Raw genomic sequence first — 16,871 nt, 5'->3', positions numbered from 1 at the left:
ACGCTTATGCAGCGCCGCCCTCGACCCTGTCAGGGCGGCGTTTTGTTTGGCGGCATGCAGTTTTTGCCGCCGGGCTCAGCGTCCGTAAGGAATGCCGGTCGACTGAATCCAACCCATCCAGTGAGCGAACAGGATGAACAGGAACAACGAGATCGACAGGCCCACCCGCGTGGCGAGCGACCAGACCATCCGCTTGGTTTTGCCCTTGTCGTGCATCATGAAGTACAGCGCCGACACCATGCTGGCGATGATCAGGACGAAGGCGATGGGAACGAGAATGTGCATGGAACCAGCTGAAATCAGGAAGCGCAGAGGCGAGACATTTATTATCGCACCGCGCGTCGGCGTTTGCCGCACGTTCCCCATCTCACCGCGAGAGGCATTGGAGCGTGCCCGATGAAGATCCGCCTCGTTCCCGCGCTGTTGATACTGCTGGTGATCGTGGTGACGGTGCGGCTGGGTTTCTGGCAGCGCGACCGCGCGCATCAGAAGGAAGCGCTCGAAGCGCGCATCACGCAGTTCGAGAACGCCCCCGCGCGGCCCGTGAGCGCCGCGCCGGTCGAGCTGAAGGACATCGAGTTTCATCGCGTGAAGGCGCACGGCAGTTTCGTCGCGGACAAGGTCGTCTACCTCGATAATCGTCCGTATAACGACCAGCCGGGCTTTTACGTCGTGATGCCTTTTAAACTGGCCGACGGCGGCTACGTGCTGGTCAATCGCGGCTGGCTGCCGCGCAATATGAACAATCGCGAAACCATTGCGCCGTACACGACGCCGCAAGGCGAAATCGAGATCGAAGGCATTGCGCGGGCCGACGCGTCACGCGCTTTCGAGTTGGGGCAGGGTGGTTCGGCCGGGCATCAACTGATCCGCCAGAACCTGGACACCGCCGCGTACGCCGCGGAAACCGGCTTGCCGTTGCAATCGTTCGTGCTTCAGCAATTGAGCGACGACGGCGACAAACTGGTGCGCGATTGGCCCGCGCCCACCAACGGTGTCGAGCGCAACTATGGCTATATGTTCCAGTGGTGGGGCATGGCGGCCGCGGCGCTGGTCTTCGGCCTCTACGCCGCGCGCCGTGCCGCCAGGAAAGAGCACGCACCGGGCGTGTAACGCAGCACGGGCGGCTTCGCGGCTTGAGCAAGGCCGAGTCGCCGCGCAAACATTGAAAGAGGTCCTGTAGTGTCGACGCAATCTCCCCGTTCGCCGCAAGCCGGCAAACCCGCAGCGCCCAAACCCATGCCCGGCCAACCCAACGGCAAAGGCTCGTGGGAGCGCGGCCGCTGGATTCTGCTGCTGCTCGCGATCATCTGCGCCGCGCCGATCGCCGTGTCGTATTTCACGTACTACGTGATCAAGCCGACCGGCGGCAGCACCAGCTACGGCACGCTGGTCGAACCGCAACGCCCGATTCCCGATTCGCTCGTGGTCACGGGTGAAGACGGCAAGCCCGTCAAGCTCGCTTCGCTGCGCGGCCGCTGGTTGCTGATCTCGGTCGACAACAGCGCGTGCGACAAAGCGTGCGTCACCAAGCTCTACTTCATGCGACAAATCCGCGCAGCTCAGGGCCCGGAACGCGAGCGCGTCGTGGAAGTGTGGTTGCGCACCGATGCAGGCAACGTGGCTGACGTGATACAACAGGCCTACCCCGACACCAACATGATGATCGCCGACCCGGCGCAGGTGGCCGCATGGCTGCCCACGGAGAACGGCACGAAGACCACCGACCACATCTACATGGTCGATCCGAACGGCAATCTGATGATGCGTTTCCCGAAAGATCCGAACCCCAGCAAAATCAAGGGTGACGTGACCAAGCTGCTCAAATGGTCGAGTATCGGCTGATGCCGCAACATAGGTAAGAGAGATGTTCGTACTGCAACTGGCCCTGATCGGCTTGTGTATCGCGTTGTTGCCGCTGTCCTACGTGTGGGTGAAGGCCGACGACAACAAATTCCGCAAGCTGGTCTGGCTCACCACCTTCCTCACGCTCGATCTGGTGATGTTCGGCGGCTTCACGCGGCTCACCGACTCCGGGCTCGGCTGCCCCGACTGGCCGGGCTGCTACGGCACGTCGTCGCCGTTCATCGCGCACGCGGCCATCACGGCCGCGCATCAGGCGATGCCCACCGGACCGGTCAGCATGACCAAGGCGTGGATCGAAATGATCCACCGTTACTTTGCGATGGCGATCGGCGTGCTGATCATCGCGCAGACCGTCATCGCCTGGACGGCGCGCGTCAAACGGCGACCGTTGCATGTGTCGCCGTGGTGGCCTACCTCGCTGTTGCTGCTGATTCTGGTGCAAGGCGCGTTTGGCGCCTGGACCGTGACGATGAAGCTGCAGCCGATCATCGTGACGACGCACTTGCTGCTCGGCCTCGCACTGCTGGGCACGCTCGGCTGGCTGGCCGCGCGGCAGACGCCGTTGCCGGCGTATGAGCCCGAAGCCGCGCGCTGGCGCACGGCCGCGATCGCGGGGCTGGTGGTGCTGATCGCGCAAATTGCGCTGGGCGGCTGGGTCAGCACGAACTACGCGGTGCTCGCATGTACCGATTTCCCGACCTGCAACGGCCAATGGGTCCCGCCGATGGACTTCGCGCACGGCTTCCATCTGTGGCGCGCACTCGGCATGACCGGCGACGGCGACATGATCACCCAGGACGCGCTGGTGGCGATTCACTGGACGCACCGCACGTTCGCCGTCGTCGTGGTCGCTTATCTGGTCTGGCTGGCGCTGAAACTGCGCCGCTTCGAGTCGCTGCGGCGACCGGCGAATGGGGTGCTGCTGGTGGTGCTGATCCAGTTCATCACGGGGCTGTCGAACATCGTTCTGCAATGGCCGTTGCCCATTGCGGTGGCGCATAACGGTGGGGCCGCGATCCTGCTGCTTCTGCTCGTTATGTTAAACTTTCGAATCGCTTATAGCCGTCCCGGCCGCGCGGTGTTCCCTGCGCGCGATGCCGCGCCAGCGTGACTCCACATGGACAGCACAACACTTTCCCAAACGCCCGGTAGCCGGGTCTCCCAGTACATCGCCCTGACGAAGCCGCGCGTCACGCAACTCGCCGTGTTCTGCGCCGTCATCGGCATGTTCCTGTCGACGCCAGGCATGGTGCGGTGGACCGTGCTGATCGGCGGCACGGTCGGCATCTGGTTGCTGGCCGGCGCGGCGTTCGCCATCAATTGCCTCGTCGAACAGAAAATCGACGCGAAGATGCGGCGCACCTCGTGGCGGCCGTCCGCGCGCGGTGAAATTACCACCGCGCAGATCCTGCTGTTTTCGGCCGTGCTCGGCGGCCTCGGCATGTGGACGCTGTACACGTTCGCCAATCCGCTCACCATGTGGCTCACGCTGGCCACGTTCGTCGGCTATGCCGTTATCTATACGCTGCTGCTCAAGCCTGCCACGCCGCAGAACATCGTGATCGGCGGCGCTTCGGGCGCCATGCCGCCGGCGCTCGGCTGGGCGGCGGTCACCGGCCACGTGCCGGGCGACGCGTGGATTCTGGTGCTGATCATCTTCGTGTGGACGCCGCCGCATTTCTGGGCGCTCGCACTGTATCGCCGCAAAGACTACGAAAACGCCGGCCTGCCGATGCTGCCGAACACGCACGGCGAGAAGTACACGCGCCTGCATATTCTGCTGTACACGGTGATCCTGTTCGCGGTCACCATGATGCCGTTCATCTCCGGCATGAGCGGCGTGGTGTATCTCGCTGCGGCCGTGCTGCTGGGCGCCGTGTTTCTTGCCTATGCGTGGAAGATCTATCGCGAGTACTCGGACGATCTGGCGCGCAAAACCTTCCGTTATTCGATCGTCTATCTGTCGCTGCTGTTTGCCGCGCTGCTGATCGACCACTATGCGCGCGTCCTGATCGGCGCGTAATACCATGCTCAATAACCGCTTCGCGCGTACGGCGCGCGCTGCCGTGATAGCTTGCGCGCTTGGTGGCGCCTTGCTGGTGACGGGCTGCGGCAAGCAGGCGCCGGCGTTTCAGAATCTCGACATCACCGGCAATACGCAATTCGGGAGCAACTTCTCGTTGCCCGACACGTCCGGCCAGATCCGCACCATGGCGGACTACAAGGGCAAGGTGGTGGTGCTGTTCTTCGGCTATACGCATTGTCCGGACGTTTGCCCGACCACCATGGCCGAACTGTCGCAGGCATTGCAGCAACTCGGCCCCGAAGACGCGAAGCGCGTGCAGGTGCTGTTCGTCACCGTCGACCCCGAGCGTGATACGCCGGCTCTGCTCGCGCAATATGTGCCGGCGTTCAACCCGACGTTCGTCGGCTTGCGTCCGGCCGATCAGGCGCAACTCACCAGGATCACGAAAGACTTCCGCGTCTACTACGCGAAGGTGCCGGGCAAAACGCCCGACAGCTACACGATGGATCACACGGCAGCGAGCTATGTGTTCGACACGGACGGCAAGCTGCGTCTGTTCGCGCGTGACGGTCAGGGCGCAACGCCGTGGGTGCACGATATCAAGCTGCTGCTGGACTGACGCTCCGATCCAGGCGGGCGCATCTCACATCGCGCCCGTTTTCAACGCTCCTCGCCGTACCGCTCTCAAGCCGGAATCGGCAGGTTCAACCCCGGCGCAAGCCGCGTCGTCTTGAACTCCGTCACCTCGTAACGCGCTAGGTTCTGTTGCGCGAACGGGTCGCTGGCGAGAATCGCATCCAGCTTATCGCGCTCGATCCGCACCGCCAGGATGATGCCGCCGTTGCGCGGCACTTTCGGTCCGGCGGCGACGAACACGCCTGCTTCAAACTGTCGCGCCAGAAACGCGCGATGTGCTTCCAGCGCGTCGTCGATGCGTTCGAGCAATGCGGTGTAGATGAGGTCGATGACGTACATGGTTGTTCTCTCGAGCAAGGGAATGATCCGCCGAAACGGGTGGCCGCAGCCCCGGATTATCGGCCAGAGCGCGATTCATTGCGCGCGATCAACCAGCGTGCATAGCGCCGGGCCACACCGGCGCTTCCCCTTCAGAGTCTCTCAAGTTGTCGGTAAATCATGCCGTTATCTCGCTAGCAATCGTTTGCGCACGCTGCCGAACCTAGTCCCTGCGATTGCGAACGAAACACGAATTACACGAAGAGAGACCACAACAATGTGCAGGATGAGTTTGAATCGCAAACTATGGCTGTCGCTCGCGCTCGTCTGGCTAGGACTGCTGGGTGTCGGGCTGTGGAGCGCGGTGGAAACGCGCGGCACCATGCTGGCCGAGCGCAAGGCCGGCATGGTGAATCTGGTCGATGCGGCGCAAGGCATCGTCAACGGCTATTACGCGCTCTCGCAAAGCGGCAGGATGAGCGCGGCGGATGCGCAGCGCGAAGCGCTCGCCCGTCTCGCGGCCATGCGCTACGGCGAGTCCGGCTATCTGTTCGTGATGGATTCGAAGCCGGTCGTGCTGATGCATCCCACGCTGCCGCAAATGACCGGCAAGGCCGTCGGCGACTTCAAGGATCCGGACGGCAAGCTGCTGTACGTGGCGATCGTCGACGCGGCCAAGGCAAGCGGACGCGGCTTCGCGCAGTATCGCGGGCGTCTGCCGCACAGCGAAACCGCCGTGCCGAAACTCAGCTACGTGGTGCGTTTCGCGCCTTGGGACTGGAACATCACGAGCGGCGTGTTCATCAAGGACATCGACACGGTGTACTACGAAACGTTGCTCGGCCACCTTGCCGTCGTGCTGGTGATCGGCGCGATCATCTCGCTGGCGATGGTGCTCATCATCCGCAACGTGCGCGCGAGTCTCGGCGGCGAACCGGATCAAGCGGCACGGCTCGCGGCAAGTATCGCGCAGGGCGATCTGACGCAAGCGGTCAGCGTTCGTCCGCACGACAAGACCAGCATGATGGCGGCCATGCATGAGATGCAGAACCGTTTGCAGCGAACCATCGGCGAGATTCGTCGCTCGGCGGAATCCATCGCGTCGGCTACGCAGCAGATTGCGGCGGGTAACGGCGATCTGTCGCAGCGCACCGAGCAGCAGGCCGCTTCGCTGCAAGAGACGGCGGCGAGCATGGAAGAGCTCACCGCGACGGTCAAGCAGAACGCCGACAACGCGCGGCAGGCGAGCGGACTCGCGCATAACGCGTCTGAAATCGCGACGCGCGGCAACGACGTGGTGAGCCGCGTGATCGGTACGATGGGCGAGATCAACGACAGTTCGCGGCAGATTGCCGACATCATCGGCGTGATCGAAGGCATCGCTTTCCAGACCAACATTCTTGCATTGAACGCAGCCGTGGAAGCGGCGCGCGCCGGTGAAGAGGGCCGCGGTTTCGCGGTCGTCGCGGGCGAGGTGCGCAGCCTCGCGCAGCGCTCGGGAACGGCGGCCAAGGAGATCAAGCAGTTGATCAGCGCGTCCGTCGAGCGCGTGCACAATGGCTCGGCTCTGGTGCAGCAGGCCGGCACGACGATGGGCGAGATTCTGCAAGCCGTGCAGCGTGTGACCGACATCATGGGCGAGATCGCGGCGGCATCCGAAGAGCAGAGCAGCGGCATTTCCCAGGTCGGGCGCGCCGTCACGCAGATGGACGAAGTGACGCAGCAAAACGCGGCGCTGGTCGAGCAGGCGGCGGCTGCGGCGGCTTCGTTGCAGGATCAGGCGGCGCGTTTGCGTGACTCGGTGAGCGCGTTTCGCGTGAACGGCGCGGAAGGTGCTTCGCCAAGTTCGGCTGCAGTGGCGGCGCGCAGAGTGACGGCTGCCGCGCAAGCCGCGGCCGTGCGCGAAGTCGGCGCGGTTGCGCAAGCGGCACCGGCATCGCCGCGAGCGCAACCGAAGCTGCCCGCACTCGCCGACGGGGCCGCGGCGCCGGTCGGCGCAACGCACGCGGCCGGCGCGAGCGCAAAGCCGGTTGCTGCGCCGCGTGCCGCGGCCGAAACAGTCAAGGCCACCCGGCCCGACGACGACTGGACCACCTTCTGATCGACCTGCGCGGGCCGCGCGCCGTTTTGACGCGCGCGCGGTCCTACGCCGCTCAACGCGCATAACCATATGCGATCGTGGTATTTCCCATCCCGCGAGGCATATGAGACCATTTGCGGTCCAGTTGGCGGCGCCTTGCCAAAAGCACCGTTTGCCGCCGGCTTCCACCCGAATCTGACATCGATCAGAAATCGATCAGTCGTCGACACCCGTCATCGACACCGTCATCGATTAGAAACAGCGAGAATCACATGCAGCGCAGAAACATCCTCAAAGCCCTCTCGGCAGTGGTCGCCAGCGCGGCGATCGTCACCAGCTTCGGCGCGCACGCCGACGACAAAGCAATCAAGGTCGGCACGATCAGCGGCCCGGACGCGCAGATCTGGGAAGTCGTCACGAAAGTGGCGAAGCGCGAAGGCCTGAACGTGAAGGTCGTCGAATTCAACGACTACGTGCAGCCGAATGCCGCACTCGACGCGGGCGATCTCGACGCGAACAGTTTCCAGCACCAGCCGTATCTGGATAGCCAGATCAAGCAGCGCGGCTACAAGATCGTCAGCGCCGGCCTCACGTACATTTCGCCGCTCGGCATCTACTCGAAGAAGCTGAAGTCGCTGAAGGACCTGCCGCAAGGCGCGAAGGTCGCAGTGCCGAACGACCCGTCGAACGAAAACCGCGCGCTGCTGTTGCTGCAAACGCAAGGCGTGCTCAAGCTGAAGGCCGGCGCGGGTACGAACGGCAACAATGCGACGCCGCTCGACGTGGCCGAGAATCCGAAGAAGATCAAGCTGGTCGAACTCGACGCCGCGCAACTGCCGCGCTCGCTGTCGGACGTCGAGGCCGCCGCGATCAACACGAACTTCGCGTTGGCCGCCGGCCTGCAGCCGACCAAAGATGCGATCGCGCTCGAAGACGTGCATAGCCCGTACGCGAATCTGATTGCCGTGCGCACGCAGGACAAGGACAAGCCGTGGGTCAAGAAGCTGGTTGCCGCGTATCAGTCGGAAGACGTGCGCCAGTTCATCAAGACGCAGTTCAAGGGTTCGGTGGTGCCGTCGTTCTAAGCAGCGACGCGTTTTACAGATCCAGCTCCCATCGCTCGATCGTCAGGTCCTTGCCAAAACGGAGCTCAGGCGCCGCGCTGGCAAGCCTGAAACCGGCGCGCTCGCACAGGCGCCGCGGTTGTTCCAGCGAGCTCGCCGTTGTCAGCGTGAGCTTCGTGTAGCCCGCGCGCCTCGCAAAGCGCATGCATTCGCTCAGCAACTGGGTGCCGATACCCAGCCGCTGCACATCCGGCTCGACCCACAGGAGCCGCACCCCCGCCACCGTCGTCGACACCGCGACGACGCAGACCGAGCCGACCACCATGCCTTCCTGATCGGCGACCCAGCACATCTCCCGCACCGGATCGCTGCGTTGCGTGTAATCGGCGACGACCCGCGCGAGCAGTCCTTCGAACGACTGATTCCAGCCGTATTGCGCGGCAAACCACTGCGCCTGCCGATGCACGAGCCAGCCGCAATCACCCGCGCGCGGTGGGCGGAGCATCACGAGTTCATGCTTCGGCTCGTTCCCGAGCAGCCGTTCGATGATTTTCATCGCGGCGATCAGCTGATCCTGGGAGAGGTCCGAGAGGCCGGCGAGCAATATCGACACTTCTTCGATCGCCGCGGTGTCGAGTGGCGCGTACGCCGCGTGGCCGGTGTCCGTGAGGGCGATCAGCGACTGGCGCGCGTCCGTGTCGGACGGGCGGCGCGTGATCAGATTGCGTCGTTCGAAACTGGTTAGCAGGCGGCTGAGATAACCGCTGTCGAGACCGAGGGCGCGCCCGAGCACCGAGGCCGTTTGCGCACGTCCGCGATGGAGCTCGTGCAGCACGCGTACCTCGGTCAGAGAGAACGCGCTTTTTGCCAAATGCTCGTGGAGTGCGCCAATGTGCTGGGTGTAGAAGCGGTTGAAATGGCGGACGGCCTGAGCGCGCCGCAGCGCCTCGGAATCTGTCAAATGCTGCTCCCCGGGGGAATTTTATGGCTTGCCATCCAGCACTATATTGGAACGCCCCTCTTTACAAAAGCCGTCCCGGCAAAGGGTTGCGCGAACTGGTATTTAAAAGGTATCGATCCTGCCGTATTTCCGCTGCGGTTAGAACCGCGGTTCGACCACCTGGCAGCCTTTCAGAGGGCGAATACGGGTAAGTCCTGGTTCCCTGAAACGGCGCTCCAGATGCTTCCGCGACCCCTTCCAGCCTTACCCGGCAAGGCTTTGCGCCCCATCGTACCAGCATGGAACCAGTTGATTGACTGGTATTATGTTGGTTATATAATGGGCTCTTATTTTTCGTAGGCCTACCTTTTCGCGACGGCCGCCGGAGTCCCATGGAAACTCGCTGGTCCGCACTGATGCCTGACGCCCGCAACGTCACGCCGCTCTATTTGCAGCTCGCGCGCAATCTCGCGACGGCGATCCACTGCGGCGTATGGTCCGCGGGTGAGGCGCTGCCCTCGGAGCGCACGCTCTCGGACGCCATTGGGGTGTCGCGCATCACGGCGCGCAAGGCAATCGAGCTGCTGGTCGAGCAAGGCCTGATCCGGCGTGCTCGCGGCGCGGGCAGTTTCATCACGCCGCGCGTCGAAGACCCGCTCTCGCGCCTCACCGGTTTTACGAAGAAGATGCAGCAGCGCGGGTTCCGGCCGGACTCGGTGTGGCTCGAGCGCGATATCCGCGCCGCCAACCGTGAAGAGCTGGTGCATCTCGGCCTGTCGCCCGGCGCGGCGGTGACGAGTCTGCGGCGCTTGCGGCGCGCGGACGGCATCGTCATGGCGGTCGAGCATTCGGCGCTGCCGGCCGCGATCGTGCCCGACCCGCAAGCCATCGGCGACTCGCTGTACAGCTATCTCGAACACCGCGGCGCGGCGGTCGTGCGTGCCTTGCAACACTTTCGCGCGGTCAACGCGTCGAGCGAGATCGCTGCGTTGATGGACATCGAACCACGCTCGGCACTGCTGGTCATTACCCGCATCGGCTATAGCGCCGACCAGCGCGCCATCGAGCTGACCGACACGTATTGCCGCGACGATTACTACGACTTCGTCGCCGAATTGCGCACCTGAGGGGCCCGGCCGGGCGGCGCACAGCCTGCACATTCAGGCGCGCGGCCGCCGTCAGGCGCCATTCAGTCACGCCCCGAATCACGCCTCACCAGAGAGACTCATGCTGACCGGAAACATACTCACCACCGATGGGTGGATTCACGGCACGCTCGAATACGAAAACGGCCGCATCACGGCGCTCACCGGCGAACGCGTCGATCCGTCGACCAATCACGCGCCGTACATCCTGCCCGGCTTCATCGATCTGCACGTGCATGGCGGCGGCGGCTCCGACGTGATGGAAGGCGGCAATGCAATCGAAACCATCACCCGCACGCATGCGCGTTACGGCACGACGAGCCTGCTCGCCACCACCATGACCGCGCCGCGCGACGAACTGATGAGCGTCGTCGCGGACCTCGGCCACAACGCGCGGATTCGCACGCCCGGCGGCGCACGCGTGCTCGGCGTGCATCTGGAGGGGCCGTATATCAATCCCGGCAAGCTCGGCGCGCAACCGGACGCGGCGGTCTCGGCGGTGATGGACGAAGTGCTGAAGTATCTGTCCATCGCGCCGATTCGCGTGGTCACGCTGGCGCCGGAAATTGCCGGCCACATGGAGATCATCTCCGAGATGGCGGCGCGCGGTGTGCGCGTGCAACTGGGCCATTCGCTCGGCACCTACGACGATGCCGTCGCCGCGCTCAAGCACGGCGCCTGCGGCTTCACGCATCTATTCAACGCGATGTCGCCGCTGCACCATCGCAATCCCGGCCTCGTCGGCGCGGCGCTCGCGCACGCCGAGTTCGCCGAAATCATTCCCGATCTGCTGCACGTGCATCCCGGCGCGATCCGCGCGGCCCTGCGCGCGATTCCGCGTCTCTACGTGGTCACGGACAGCACCTCGGCCACCGGCATGCCCGACGGCGAATACCGCCTCGGCAGCCAGCATGTGACGAAGTGCCTCGGCGGCGTGCGTCTTGCCGACGGCACGCTCGCCGGCAGCACCCTGACGATGGATCAGGCGCTGCGCAATCTTGTGTCGATCGGCTTGCCGATCGCCGATGTGTCGAACCGTTTGTCGCGCTACGCCGCCGACTACCTGGGCATTGAAGACCGCGGCCGTATCGCGCGCGGTGCATGGGCCGACGTGGTCGTGTTCGATCGTGAACTGGCGTTGAGCGCGACTTACGTCGAAGGAGAAGCAATTGTCGAATATGCTTAAAGAGGCGCTGGCGTCCGCTGAAACGGTCGCCGCGCAACTCACGGATACCTCGTGCGTCGAGGCGTTGGCGGCGAAGCTTGCGGAGCAACCGCGCCATGTCGCGCTGACGGTCGCGCGCGGCAGCTCCGACCATGCGGCGAGTTACTTCGCGAGCCTGACGATGAGCCGCCTCGGCGTGCCGGTCGCCTCGCTGCCCATGTCGGTCGCGACGCTCCAGCAAGCGCCGCTGCAGGTGCGCGATCAGCTCGCGCTGGCGTTCTCGCAATCGGGCAAGAGCCCGGATCTGGTCGGCACCATGGAAGCGCTGCGCAGAGCGGGCGCATTGACAGTGGCCGCCGTGAATGTGTCGGGCTCACCCCTGGCCGACGCGTGCGAATTCGAGTTGCCGCTCGTTGCCGGCCCGGAATTGAGCGTCGCGGCCACCAAGAGCTACGTCGCGATGCTGTCGATTTCCGCGCAGCTCGTCGCGCATTGGCAGAAAGACGCCGACCTGCTTGCGGCGTTGAAGACGTTGCCCGAAGCACTGCGAGCCGCGGGCAAGCTCGACTGGTCGAATGCCGTGGCGGAATTGCGCGGCGTGGAGCGCATGATCGTGATCGGCCGCGGTCTGGGTCTTGCCATCGCGCAGGAAGCCGCGCTGAAACTGAAGGAAACCTCCGGCATTCAGGCCGAAGCGTTTTCGAGCGCGGAAGTGCGCCACGGTCCGATGGAACTGATCGACCGCGACTACCCGCTGCTGGTCTTCGCACCGCGCGGCCCGGAACAGGCCGGCTTGCTGCAACTTGCGCGCGACATGCGGGCGCGCGGCGCCCGCGTGCTGCTCGCGGCGCCGGCCGACGTGTCCGAAGCGACGCTGCCGCTCGCCACCACCGCTCATGCGGCGCTCGACCCGATCGCCGCCATCCTGTCCTTTTACGTGATGGCCGCCGGCCTTGCCGCCGCGCGCGGGCGCAATCCCGATGCGCCGCGCCATCTCAACAAAGTCACCGAAACTCACTGACGAGAAATCAGATGCGACGTGTCGAGGAGTCCCGCTTGATGAGCCATTCTGAAGGCCATATTGTTTTACTCGCGCCCATGACCGGTCCGGTCGTGCCGCTCGCGAACGTGCCCGACCCTGTGTTTTCGGGCGGCATGTTCGGCGACGGCATCGGCATCGATCCGCTCGAGGGCCGCCTCGTCGCGCCGTGCGACGGCACCGTGACGCATCTCGCGCGCACCGGTCACGCGGTGACGCTGGCCACCGCCGAGGGCGTCGAGATTCTGCTGCACATCGGTATCGATACGGTCGCGCTGAATGGCAAGGGCTTTGCGCCGATGGTCGCGCAAGGCGCCCATGTGCGCGCCGGCCAGGTGCTGATCGAGTTCGATCAGGATCAGGTCGCGCTGAAGGCGCCGAGCCTCGTGTCGGTGGTCGCGATTGCCAATTCCGACGCGTTCGAGATCGTCGAGCGTGTGCAAGGCGGCCTGCTGAAGGCGGGCGAAACGCCGCTGCTGGTGCTGCGCGCGCGCAGCGGCGCGGCGGCCGAGGCGTCGCGCCAGGCCGGGGCGACGAACGTGACGGAAGAAGCCCGTCAGCAGGTCACGCTGGTCCACGCGGGTGGCCTGCATGCGCGTCCGGCGGCGCGTGCCCGTGAAGCCGCGCGCGGTTTCGATGCGCGCGTCGAAGTGCGCTACGAAGGGCGCAAGGCGGCGATCGAAAGCGTGGTCGGTTTGCTCGGACTCGGCGCGGGTGAAGGCGCGACTGTGGAATTGCTCGGCGTCGGTGCGCAAGCCAAGGCCGCGATCGAAGCCATCGCTCACGAACTGACGCGCGAAGCACATGGCGAAGCCGAAGAAAAACCCGCGCGCGAAAGCTCGCCTGCGCCGCAAGCCGTGGCGCGTCCGGCAGGCGAAGCGCTCGACCCGAATACGCTCGCCGGTGTCTGCGCCGCGCCGGGCATCGCGGTCGGCAAGCTGGTGCGCTGGGACGACGCGGACATCGATCCGCCGGAGAAGGCGAGCGGCACCTCCGCTGCGGAGAGCCGCCTGCTCGACAAGGCGATTGCGACTGTCGACGCGGACCTCGGCACGACCGTGCGCGACGCATCGCAGCGCGGCGCGGTCGGCGAAGCGGGCATTTTCGCGGTGCACCGCGTGTTGCTCGAAGATCCCACGCTGCTCGACGCCGCGCGCGATCTCATCAGCCTCGGCAAGAGCGCCGGTTTTGCATGGCGCGAAGCGATCCGTGCGCAGATCGCCATCCTGACGAATATCGAAGACGCGTTGCTCGCGGAACGTGCCGCCGATCTGCGCGACATCGAAAAGCGCGTGCTGCGCGCGCTGGGTTACACGAATGCCGCGGCGCGCACGTTGCCGGAAGAAGCCGTGCTCGCGGCGGAAGAATTCACGCCGTCCGATCTGTCGACGCTGGATCGCTCGCGCGTTACCGCACTCGTGATGGCGCGCGGCGGCGCGACCTCGCACGCGGCGATTCTCGCGCGTCAGGCGGGCATTCCCGCGCTGGTGGCAGTCGGCGACGCGTTGCACGCGATTCCCGAGGGCACGCAAGTGGTGCTGAACGCCACGACCGGTCGCCTCGAATTCGCACCGACCGCACTCGACGTCGAACGCGCGCGGCTGGAGCGCTCGCGTCTTGCCGGTGTGCGCGAAGCCAATCGCCGCACCTCGCAGCAAGCCGCGGTCACGTCCGACGGCCGCGCGATCGAAGTGGCCGCGAACATCGCCACGCTCGATGACGCGAAGACCGCCGTCGAAAACGGCGCCGATTCCGTCGGCCTGTTGCGCACCGAGCTGCTGTTCATCCACCGCGCCGCGGCGCCGACCACGGACGAACATCGTCAGAGCTACCAGGCAATCGTCGACGCGTTGAGCGGCCGGACCGCGATCATCCGCACGCTGGATGTCGGCGCGGACAAGGAGGTCGATTACCTGACGCTGCCGCCCGAGCCGAATCCCGCGCTCGGCCTGCGCGGCATCCGCCTCGCGCAAGTCCGCCCGGATCTGCTCGACGATCAGCTGCGCGGCCTGCTCGCGGTGCAACCGTTCGGCGCCGTGCGCATTCTGCTGCCGATGGTGACCGACGTCGGCGAATTGATCCGCATCCGCAAGCGTATCGACGAATTCTCCCGCGAGTCGGGCCGCACGGAGCCGATCGAAGTCGGCGTGATGATCGAAGTGCCGTCGGCGGCGCTGCTTGCCGATCAACTGGCGCAACACGCGGACTTCCTCTCGATCGGCACCAACGATCTGACGCAGTACACGCTCGCCATGGACCGCTGCCAGGCCGACCTCGCGGCCCAGGCGGACGGCTTGCACCCGGCTGTGCTGCGCTTGATCGCCGCCACCGTGCAGGGCGCCGGCAAGCACGGCAAATGGGTCGGCGTATGCGGCGCGCTGGCGGGCGATCCGCTCGCGATGCCGCTGCTCGTCGGTCTCGGCGTGACCGAGCTTTCGGTGGACCCGGTGTCGGTGCCGGGCATCAAGGCGCGGGTGCGCCGCCTCGATTATCAGCTGTGCCGTCAACGCGCCCAGGATGCCCTGGCGCTCGAATCGGCGCAGGCGGTAAGAGCAGCAAGCCGCGAAACCTGGCCTTTGGACTGAACCCCACACGGTCCGCAGCCGGCTTCGCTCAGTTATCAACCCGAGCTACAAGACGCGACGACGACGTTCGATAGCGACGTTCGACAAAGACGGTCAACAAAGACGTTCAACAAAGAGACAAAGGATTGGAGGTATCAATGGATGGGAATCCGTTTCTGAAGATTCAGCGGCTGGGACGCGCGCTGATGCTGCCGATCGCGGTGCTGCCGGTTGCCGGCCTGCTGCTGCGACTCGGCCAGCCCGATGTGTTCAACATCAAGATGATCGCCGACGCCGGCGGCGCGATCTTCGACAACCTGCCGCTGCTGTTCGCGATCGGCGTGGCGGTCGGTTTCGCGAAAGACAACAACGGCGTGGCGGGTCTGGCTGGCGCGATCGGTTATCTGATCGAAGTCGCCGTGATGAAGGACATCAACGACAAGCTCAACATGGGCGTGTTGTCCGGGATCGTGGCGGGTATCGTCGCGGGCTTGCTGTACAACAGGTACAAGGACATCAAGCTGCCCGACTACCTCGCGTTCTTCGGAGGGAAACGCTTCGTGCCGATTGTGACGGGGGTGGTCTGTCTCGCGCTCGGTATCGTGTTCGGTTATGTGTGGCAACCGGTGCAGGCCGTGATCGATACGGCAGGCCACTGGCTCACCACCGCGGGCGCGCTTGGCGCGTTCGTGTTCGGCGTGCTGAACCGTTTGCTGCTGGTCACGGGTTTGCATCACATCCTCAATTCGCTGACGTGGTTCGTGTTCGGCACGTTCACGCCGCCGGGCGGCGCCGCGGTGACGGGCGACCTGCATCGCTTCTTCGCGGGCGACCCGACCGCGGGCACCTTCATGACGGGCTTCTTCCCGGTCATGATGTTCGGCCTGCCGGCGGCCTGTCTGGCGATGTTCCATGAAGCCCCGAAGGAGCGCCGCGCGGTGGTCGGCGGCCTGCTGTTCTCGATGGCGCTCACGTCGTTCCTCACGGGCGTGACCGAGCCGATCGAGTTCAGCTTCATGTTCCTCGCGCCGGTGCTGTACGTGATCCACGCGCTGTTGACGGGCCTCTCGCTCGCCATCTGCTCGGCGCTCGGCATTCACCTCGGTTTCACGTTCTCCGCTGGTGCAATCGACTACGTGCTGAACTACGGCCTGTCGACGAGAGGCTGGTGGGCGATTCCGATCGGCCTCGTGTATATGGTGGTGTACTACGGCCTGTTCCGCTTCTTCATCCGCCGATTCAACATGGCGACGCCGGGCCGCGAACCGGCTGCAGCGGACGAACAAGTCGACTCGTTTGCCGCCGGTGGTTTCGTTTCGCCGGTCGCCGGTGCGGCTGTGCCGCGCGCGCAGCGTTATATCGCCGCGCTGGGTGGTGCGTCGAATCTGTCGGTGGTGGATGCCTGCACGACGCGTCTGCGTCTGTCGGTGGTCGATTCGAACAAGGTCTCCGAAAACGAGCTGAAGACGATCGGCGCGCGCGGCGTGCTCAAGCGCGGCTCGACCAACGTGCAGGTGATCATCGGACCGGAAGCGGATATCATCGCGGACGAAATCCGCACGGTGATCGCGCAAGGTGGCGGCGCGGTGAAGCCGGTGGTGGCTGCTGCGGCTCCGGCCGCGGCTCCCGCTGCGGCGGCCGCGCCGGTTGCGGCATCGGGCGCGCAAGGCGGCCCGCTCGATCCCGATCCGCTGCGCTGGCTCGCCGTGTTCGGCGGCGCGGGCAACGTGGTGTCGCTGGATGCGGTGGCGGCAACGCGTTTGCGTATCGTCGTGCGCGATCCTTCGTCGGTCGATCGTCAACGTCTGGCGACGCTCGATACGGCATGGGTCGCTGCGGACACGTTCCATATCGTCGTCGGCGATGCAGCGCAGCGCTACGCTGAAAAGCTGGCGGCGCGTCTGTCGCCGGGTTCGGACGCTGGCGTGGCGCCGCAGCCCGCGTAATTTTATCGTCGCTCAGAACCGCGCTGACTTCGGTCCGCCGCACGGTTCGCGAGCCACGATAGTCGAGAAGCCTCCGGAAATC

16 protein-coding genes are annotated in these 16,871 nt (G+C 65.1%); 13 read left to right on the top strand and 3 right to left on the bottom strand.

The window, feature by feature from the left end; all coding sequences use genetic code 11:
• Window positions 1–75: 75 nt before the first annotated feature.
• Complete coding sequence (locus tag CJU94_RS03815; RefSeq protein ID WP_007179452.1) at window positions 76–285, bottom strand: twin transmembrane helix small protein; 210 nt, start codon at window positions 283–285, stop codon at window positions 76–78.
• A 111-nt stretch (window positions 286–396) separates the two neighbouring features.
• On the opposite strand from CJU94_RS03815, the gene CJU94_RS03810 reads away from it, so the two are divergent.
• The 5 genes from CJU94_RS03810 (at window position 397) to CJU94_RS03790 (ending at window position 4,511) form a co-directional block, all read left to right on the top strand.
• Window positions 397–1,113 carry an SURF1 family protein gene (locus CJU94_RS03810; protein ID WP_095417579.1) on the top strand — a complete coding sequence of 239 codons (717 nt, stop codon included), beginning with the start codon at window positions 397–399 and terminating at the stop codon, window positions 1,111–1,113.
• Between the two features lie 69 nt (window positions 1,114–1,182).
• A complete protein-coding gene (locus CJU94_RS03805) occupies window positions 1,183–1,845 on the top strand; it encodes an SCO family protein (protein ID WP_095417578.1) in 663 nt (220 codons plus the stop codon).
• Window positions 1,846–1,867: 22 nt separating this feature from the next.
• Window positions 1,868–2,977, top strand: a complete 1,110-nt coding sequence (locus tag CJU94_RS03800) for a COX15/CtaA family protein (protein WP_095417577.1) — start codon at window positions 1,868–1,870, stop codon at window positions 2,975–2,977.
• Window positions 2,978–2,983: 6 nt separating this feature from the next.
• The gene (gene cyoE / locus CJU94_RS03795; RefSeq protein ID WP_095417576.1) at window positions 2,984–3,889 is read left to right on the top strand and encodes a heme o synthase; all 906 of its coding nucleotides are present in this window, start codon (window positions 2,984–2,986) and stop codon (window positions 3,887–3,889) included.
• A gap of 4 nt (window positions 3,890–3,893) precedes the next feature.
• Window positions 3,894–4,511 carry an SCO family protein gene (locus CJU94_RS03790; protein WP_095417575.1) on the top strand — a complete coding sequence of 206 codons (618 nt, stop codon included), beginning with the start codon at window positions 3,894–3,896 and terminating at the stop codon, window positions 4,509–4,511.
• Between the two features lie 65 nt (window positions 4,512–4,576).
• Here CJU94_RS03790 and CJU94_RS03785 read toward each other — a convergent pair whose 3' ends face one another.
• Window positions 4,577–4,867 carry a YciI family protein gene (locus CJU94_RS03785; protein ID WP_095417574.1) on the bottom strand — a complete coding sequence of 97 codons (291 nt, stop codon included), beginning with the start codon at window positions 4,865–4,867 and terminating at the stop codon, window positions 4,577–4,579.
• Window positions 4,868–5,132: 265 nt separating this feature from the next.
• Here CJU94_RS03785 and CJU94_RS03780 point away from each other — a divergent pair, with 265 nt between their 5' ends.
• Both CJU94_RS03780 and CJU94_RS03775 read left to right on the top strand, forming a co-directional pair.
• Window positions 5,133–6,947, top strand: coding sequence for a methyl-accepting chemotaxis protein (locus tag CJU94_RS03780; protein WP_167397513.1), 1,815 nt, complete (start codon window positions 5,133–5,135; stop codon window positions 6,945–6,947).
• 251 nt (window positions 6,948–7,198) lie between these two features.
• Window positions 7,199–8,011 carry a MetQ/NlpA family ABC transporter substrate-binding protein gene (locus tag CJU94_RS03775; protein WP_095417572.1) on the top strand — a complete coding sequence of 271 codons (813 nt, stop codon included), beginning with the start codon at window positions 7,199–7,201 and terminating at the stop codon, window positions 8,009–8,011.
• Between the two features lie 13 nt (window positions 8,012–8,024).
• On the opposite strand, the gene CJU94_RS03770 is transcribed toward CJU94_RS03775, so the two are convergent.
• Window positions 8,025–8,933 carry a bifunctional helix-turn-helix transcriptional regulator/GNAT family N-acetyltransferase gene (locus tag CJU94_RS03770; RefSeq protein WP_244220939.1) on the bottom strand — a complete coding sequence of 303 codons (909 nt, stop codon included), beginning with the start codon at window positions 8,931–8,933 and terminating at the stop codon, window positions 8,025–8,027.
• On the opposite strand from CJU94_RS03770, the gene CJU94_RS41685 reads away from it, so the two are divergent.
• The 6 genes from CJU94_RS41685 (at window position 8,817) to nagE (ending at window position 16,789) form a co-directional block, all read left to right on the top strand.
• Window positions 8,817–9,290, top strand: a complete 474-nt coding sequence (locus CJU94_RS41685; RefSeq protein WP_244220983.1) for a hypothetical protein — start codon at window positions 8,817–8,819, stop codon at window positions 9,288–9,290. The two genes, CJU94_RS03770 and CJU94_RS41685, sit on opposite strands and share 117 nt — an antisense overlap.
• Before the next feature lie 32 nt (window positions 9,291–9,322).
• On the top strand, window positions 9,323–10,057 hold the full coding sequence (locus CJU94_RS03760; RefSeq protein ID WP_095417569.1) for a GntR family transcriptional regulator: 735 nt from the start codon (window positions 9,323–9,325) through the stop codon (window positions 10,055–10,057).
• A 100-nt stretch (window positions 10,058–10,157) separates the two neighbouring features.
• The gene (gene nagA, locus CJU94_RS03755) at window positions 10,158–11,261 is read left to right on the top strand and encodes an N-acetylglucosamine-6-phosphate deacetylase (protein WP_095417568.1); all 1,104 of its coding nucleotides are present in this window, start codon (window positions 10,158–10,160) and stop codon (window positions 11,259–11,261) included.
• Window positions 11,245–12,261, top strand: coding sequence for an SIS domain-containing protein (locus CJU94_RS03750; protein WP_095417567.1), 1,017 nt, complete (start codon window positions 11,245–11,247; stop codon window positions 12,259–12,261). The genes nagA and CJU94_RS03750 overlap by 17 nt, the downstream gene beginning before the upstream one ends.
• A gap of 38 nt (window positions 12,262–12,299) precedes the next feature.
• Window positions 12,300–14,864, top strand: a complete 2,565-nt coding sequence (gene ptsP, locus CJU94_RS03745; protein WP_208645344.1) for a phosphoenolpyruvate--protein phosphotransferase — start codon at window positions 12,300–12,302, stop codon at window positions 14,862–14,864.
• A gap of 137 nt (window positions 14,865–15,001) precedes the next feature.
• The gene (gene nagE / locus CJU94_RS03740; RefSeq protein ID WP_095417565.1) at window positions 15,002–16,789 is read left to right on the top strand and encodes an N-acetylglucosamine-specific PTS transporter subunit IIBC; all 1,788 of its coding nucleotides are present in this window, start codon (window positions 15,002–15,004) and stop codon (window positions 16,787–16,789) included.
• The last annotated feature ends 82 nt before the right edge of the window (window positions 16,790–16,871 follow it).

Source organism: Paraburkholderia aromaticivorans (assembly GCF_002278075.1).
Classification (GTDB): Bacteria; Pseudomonadota; Gammaproteobacteria; order Burkholderiales; family Burkholderiaceae; genus Paraburkholderia; species Paraburkholderia aromaticivorans.
This window is presented reverse-complemented; position numbering and strand designations above follow the sequence as displayed.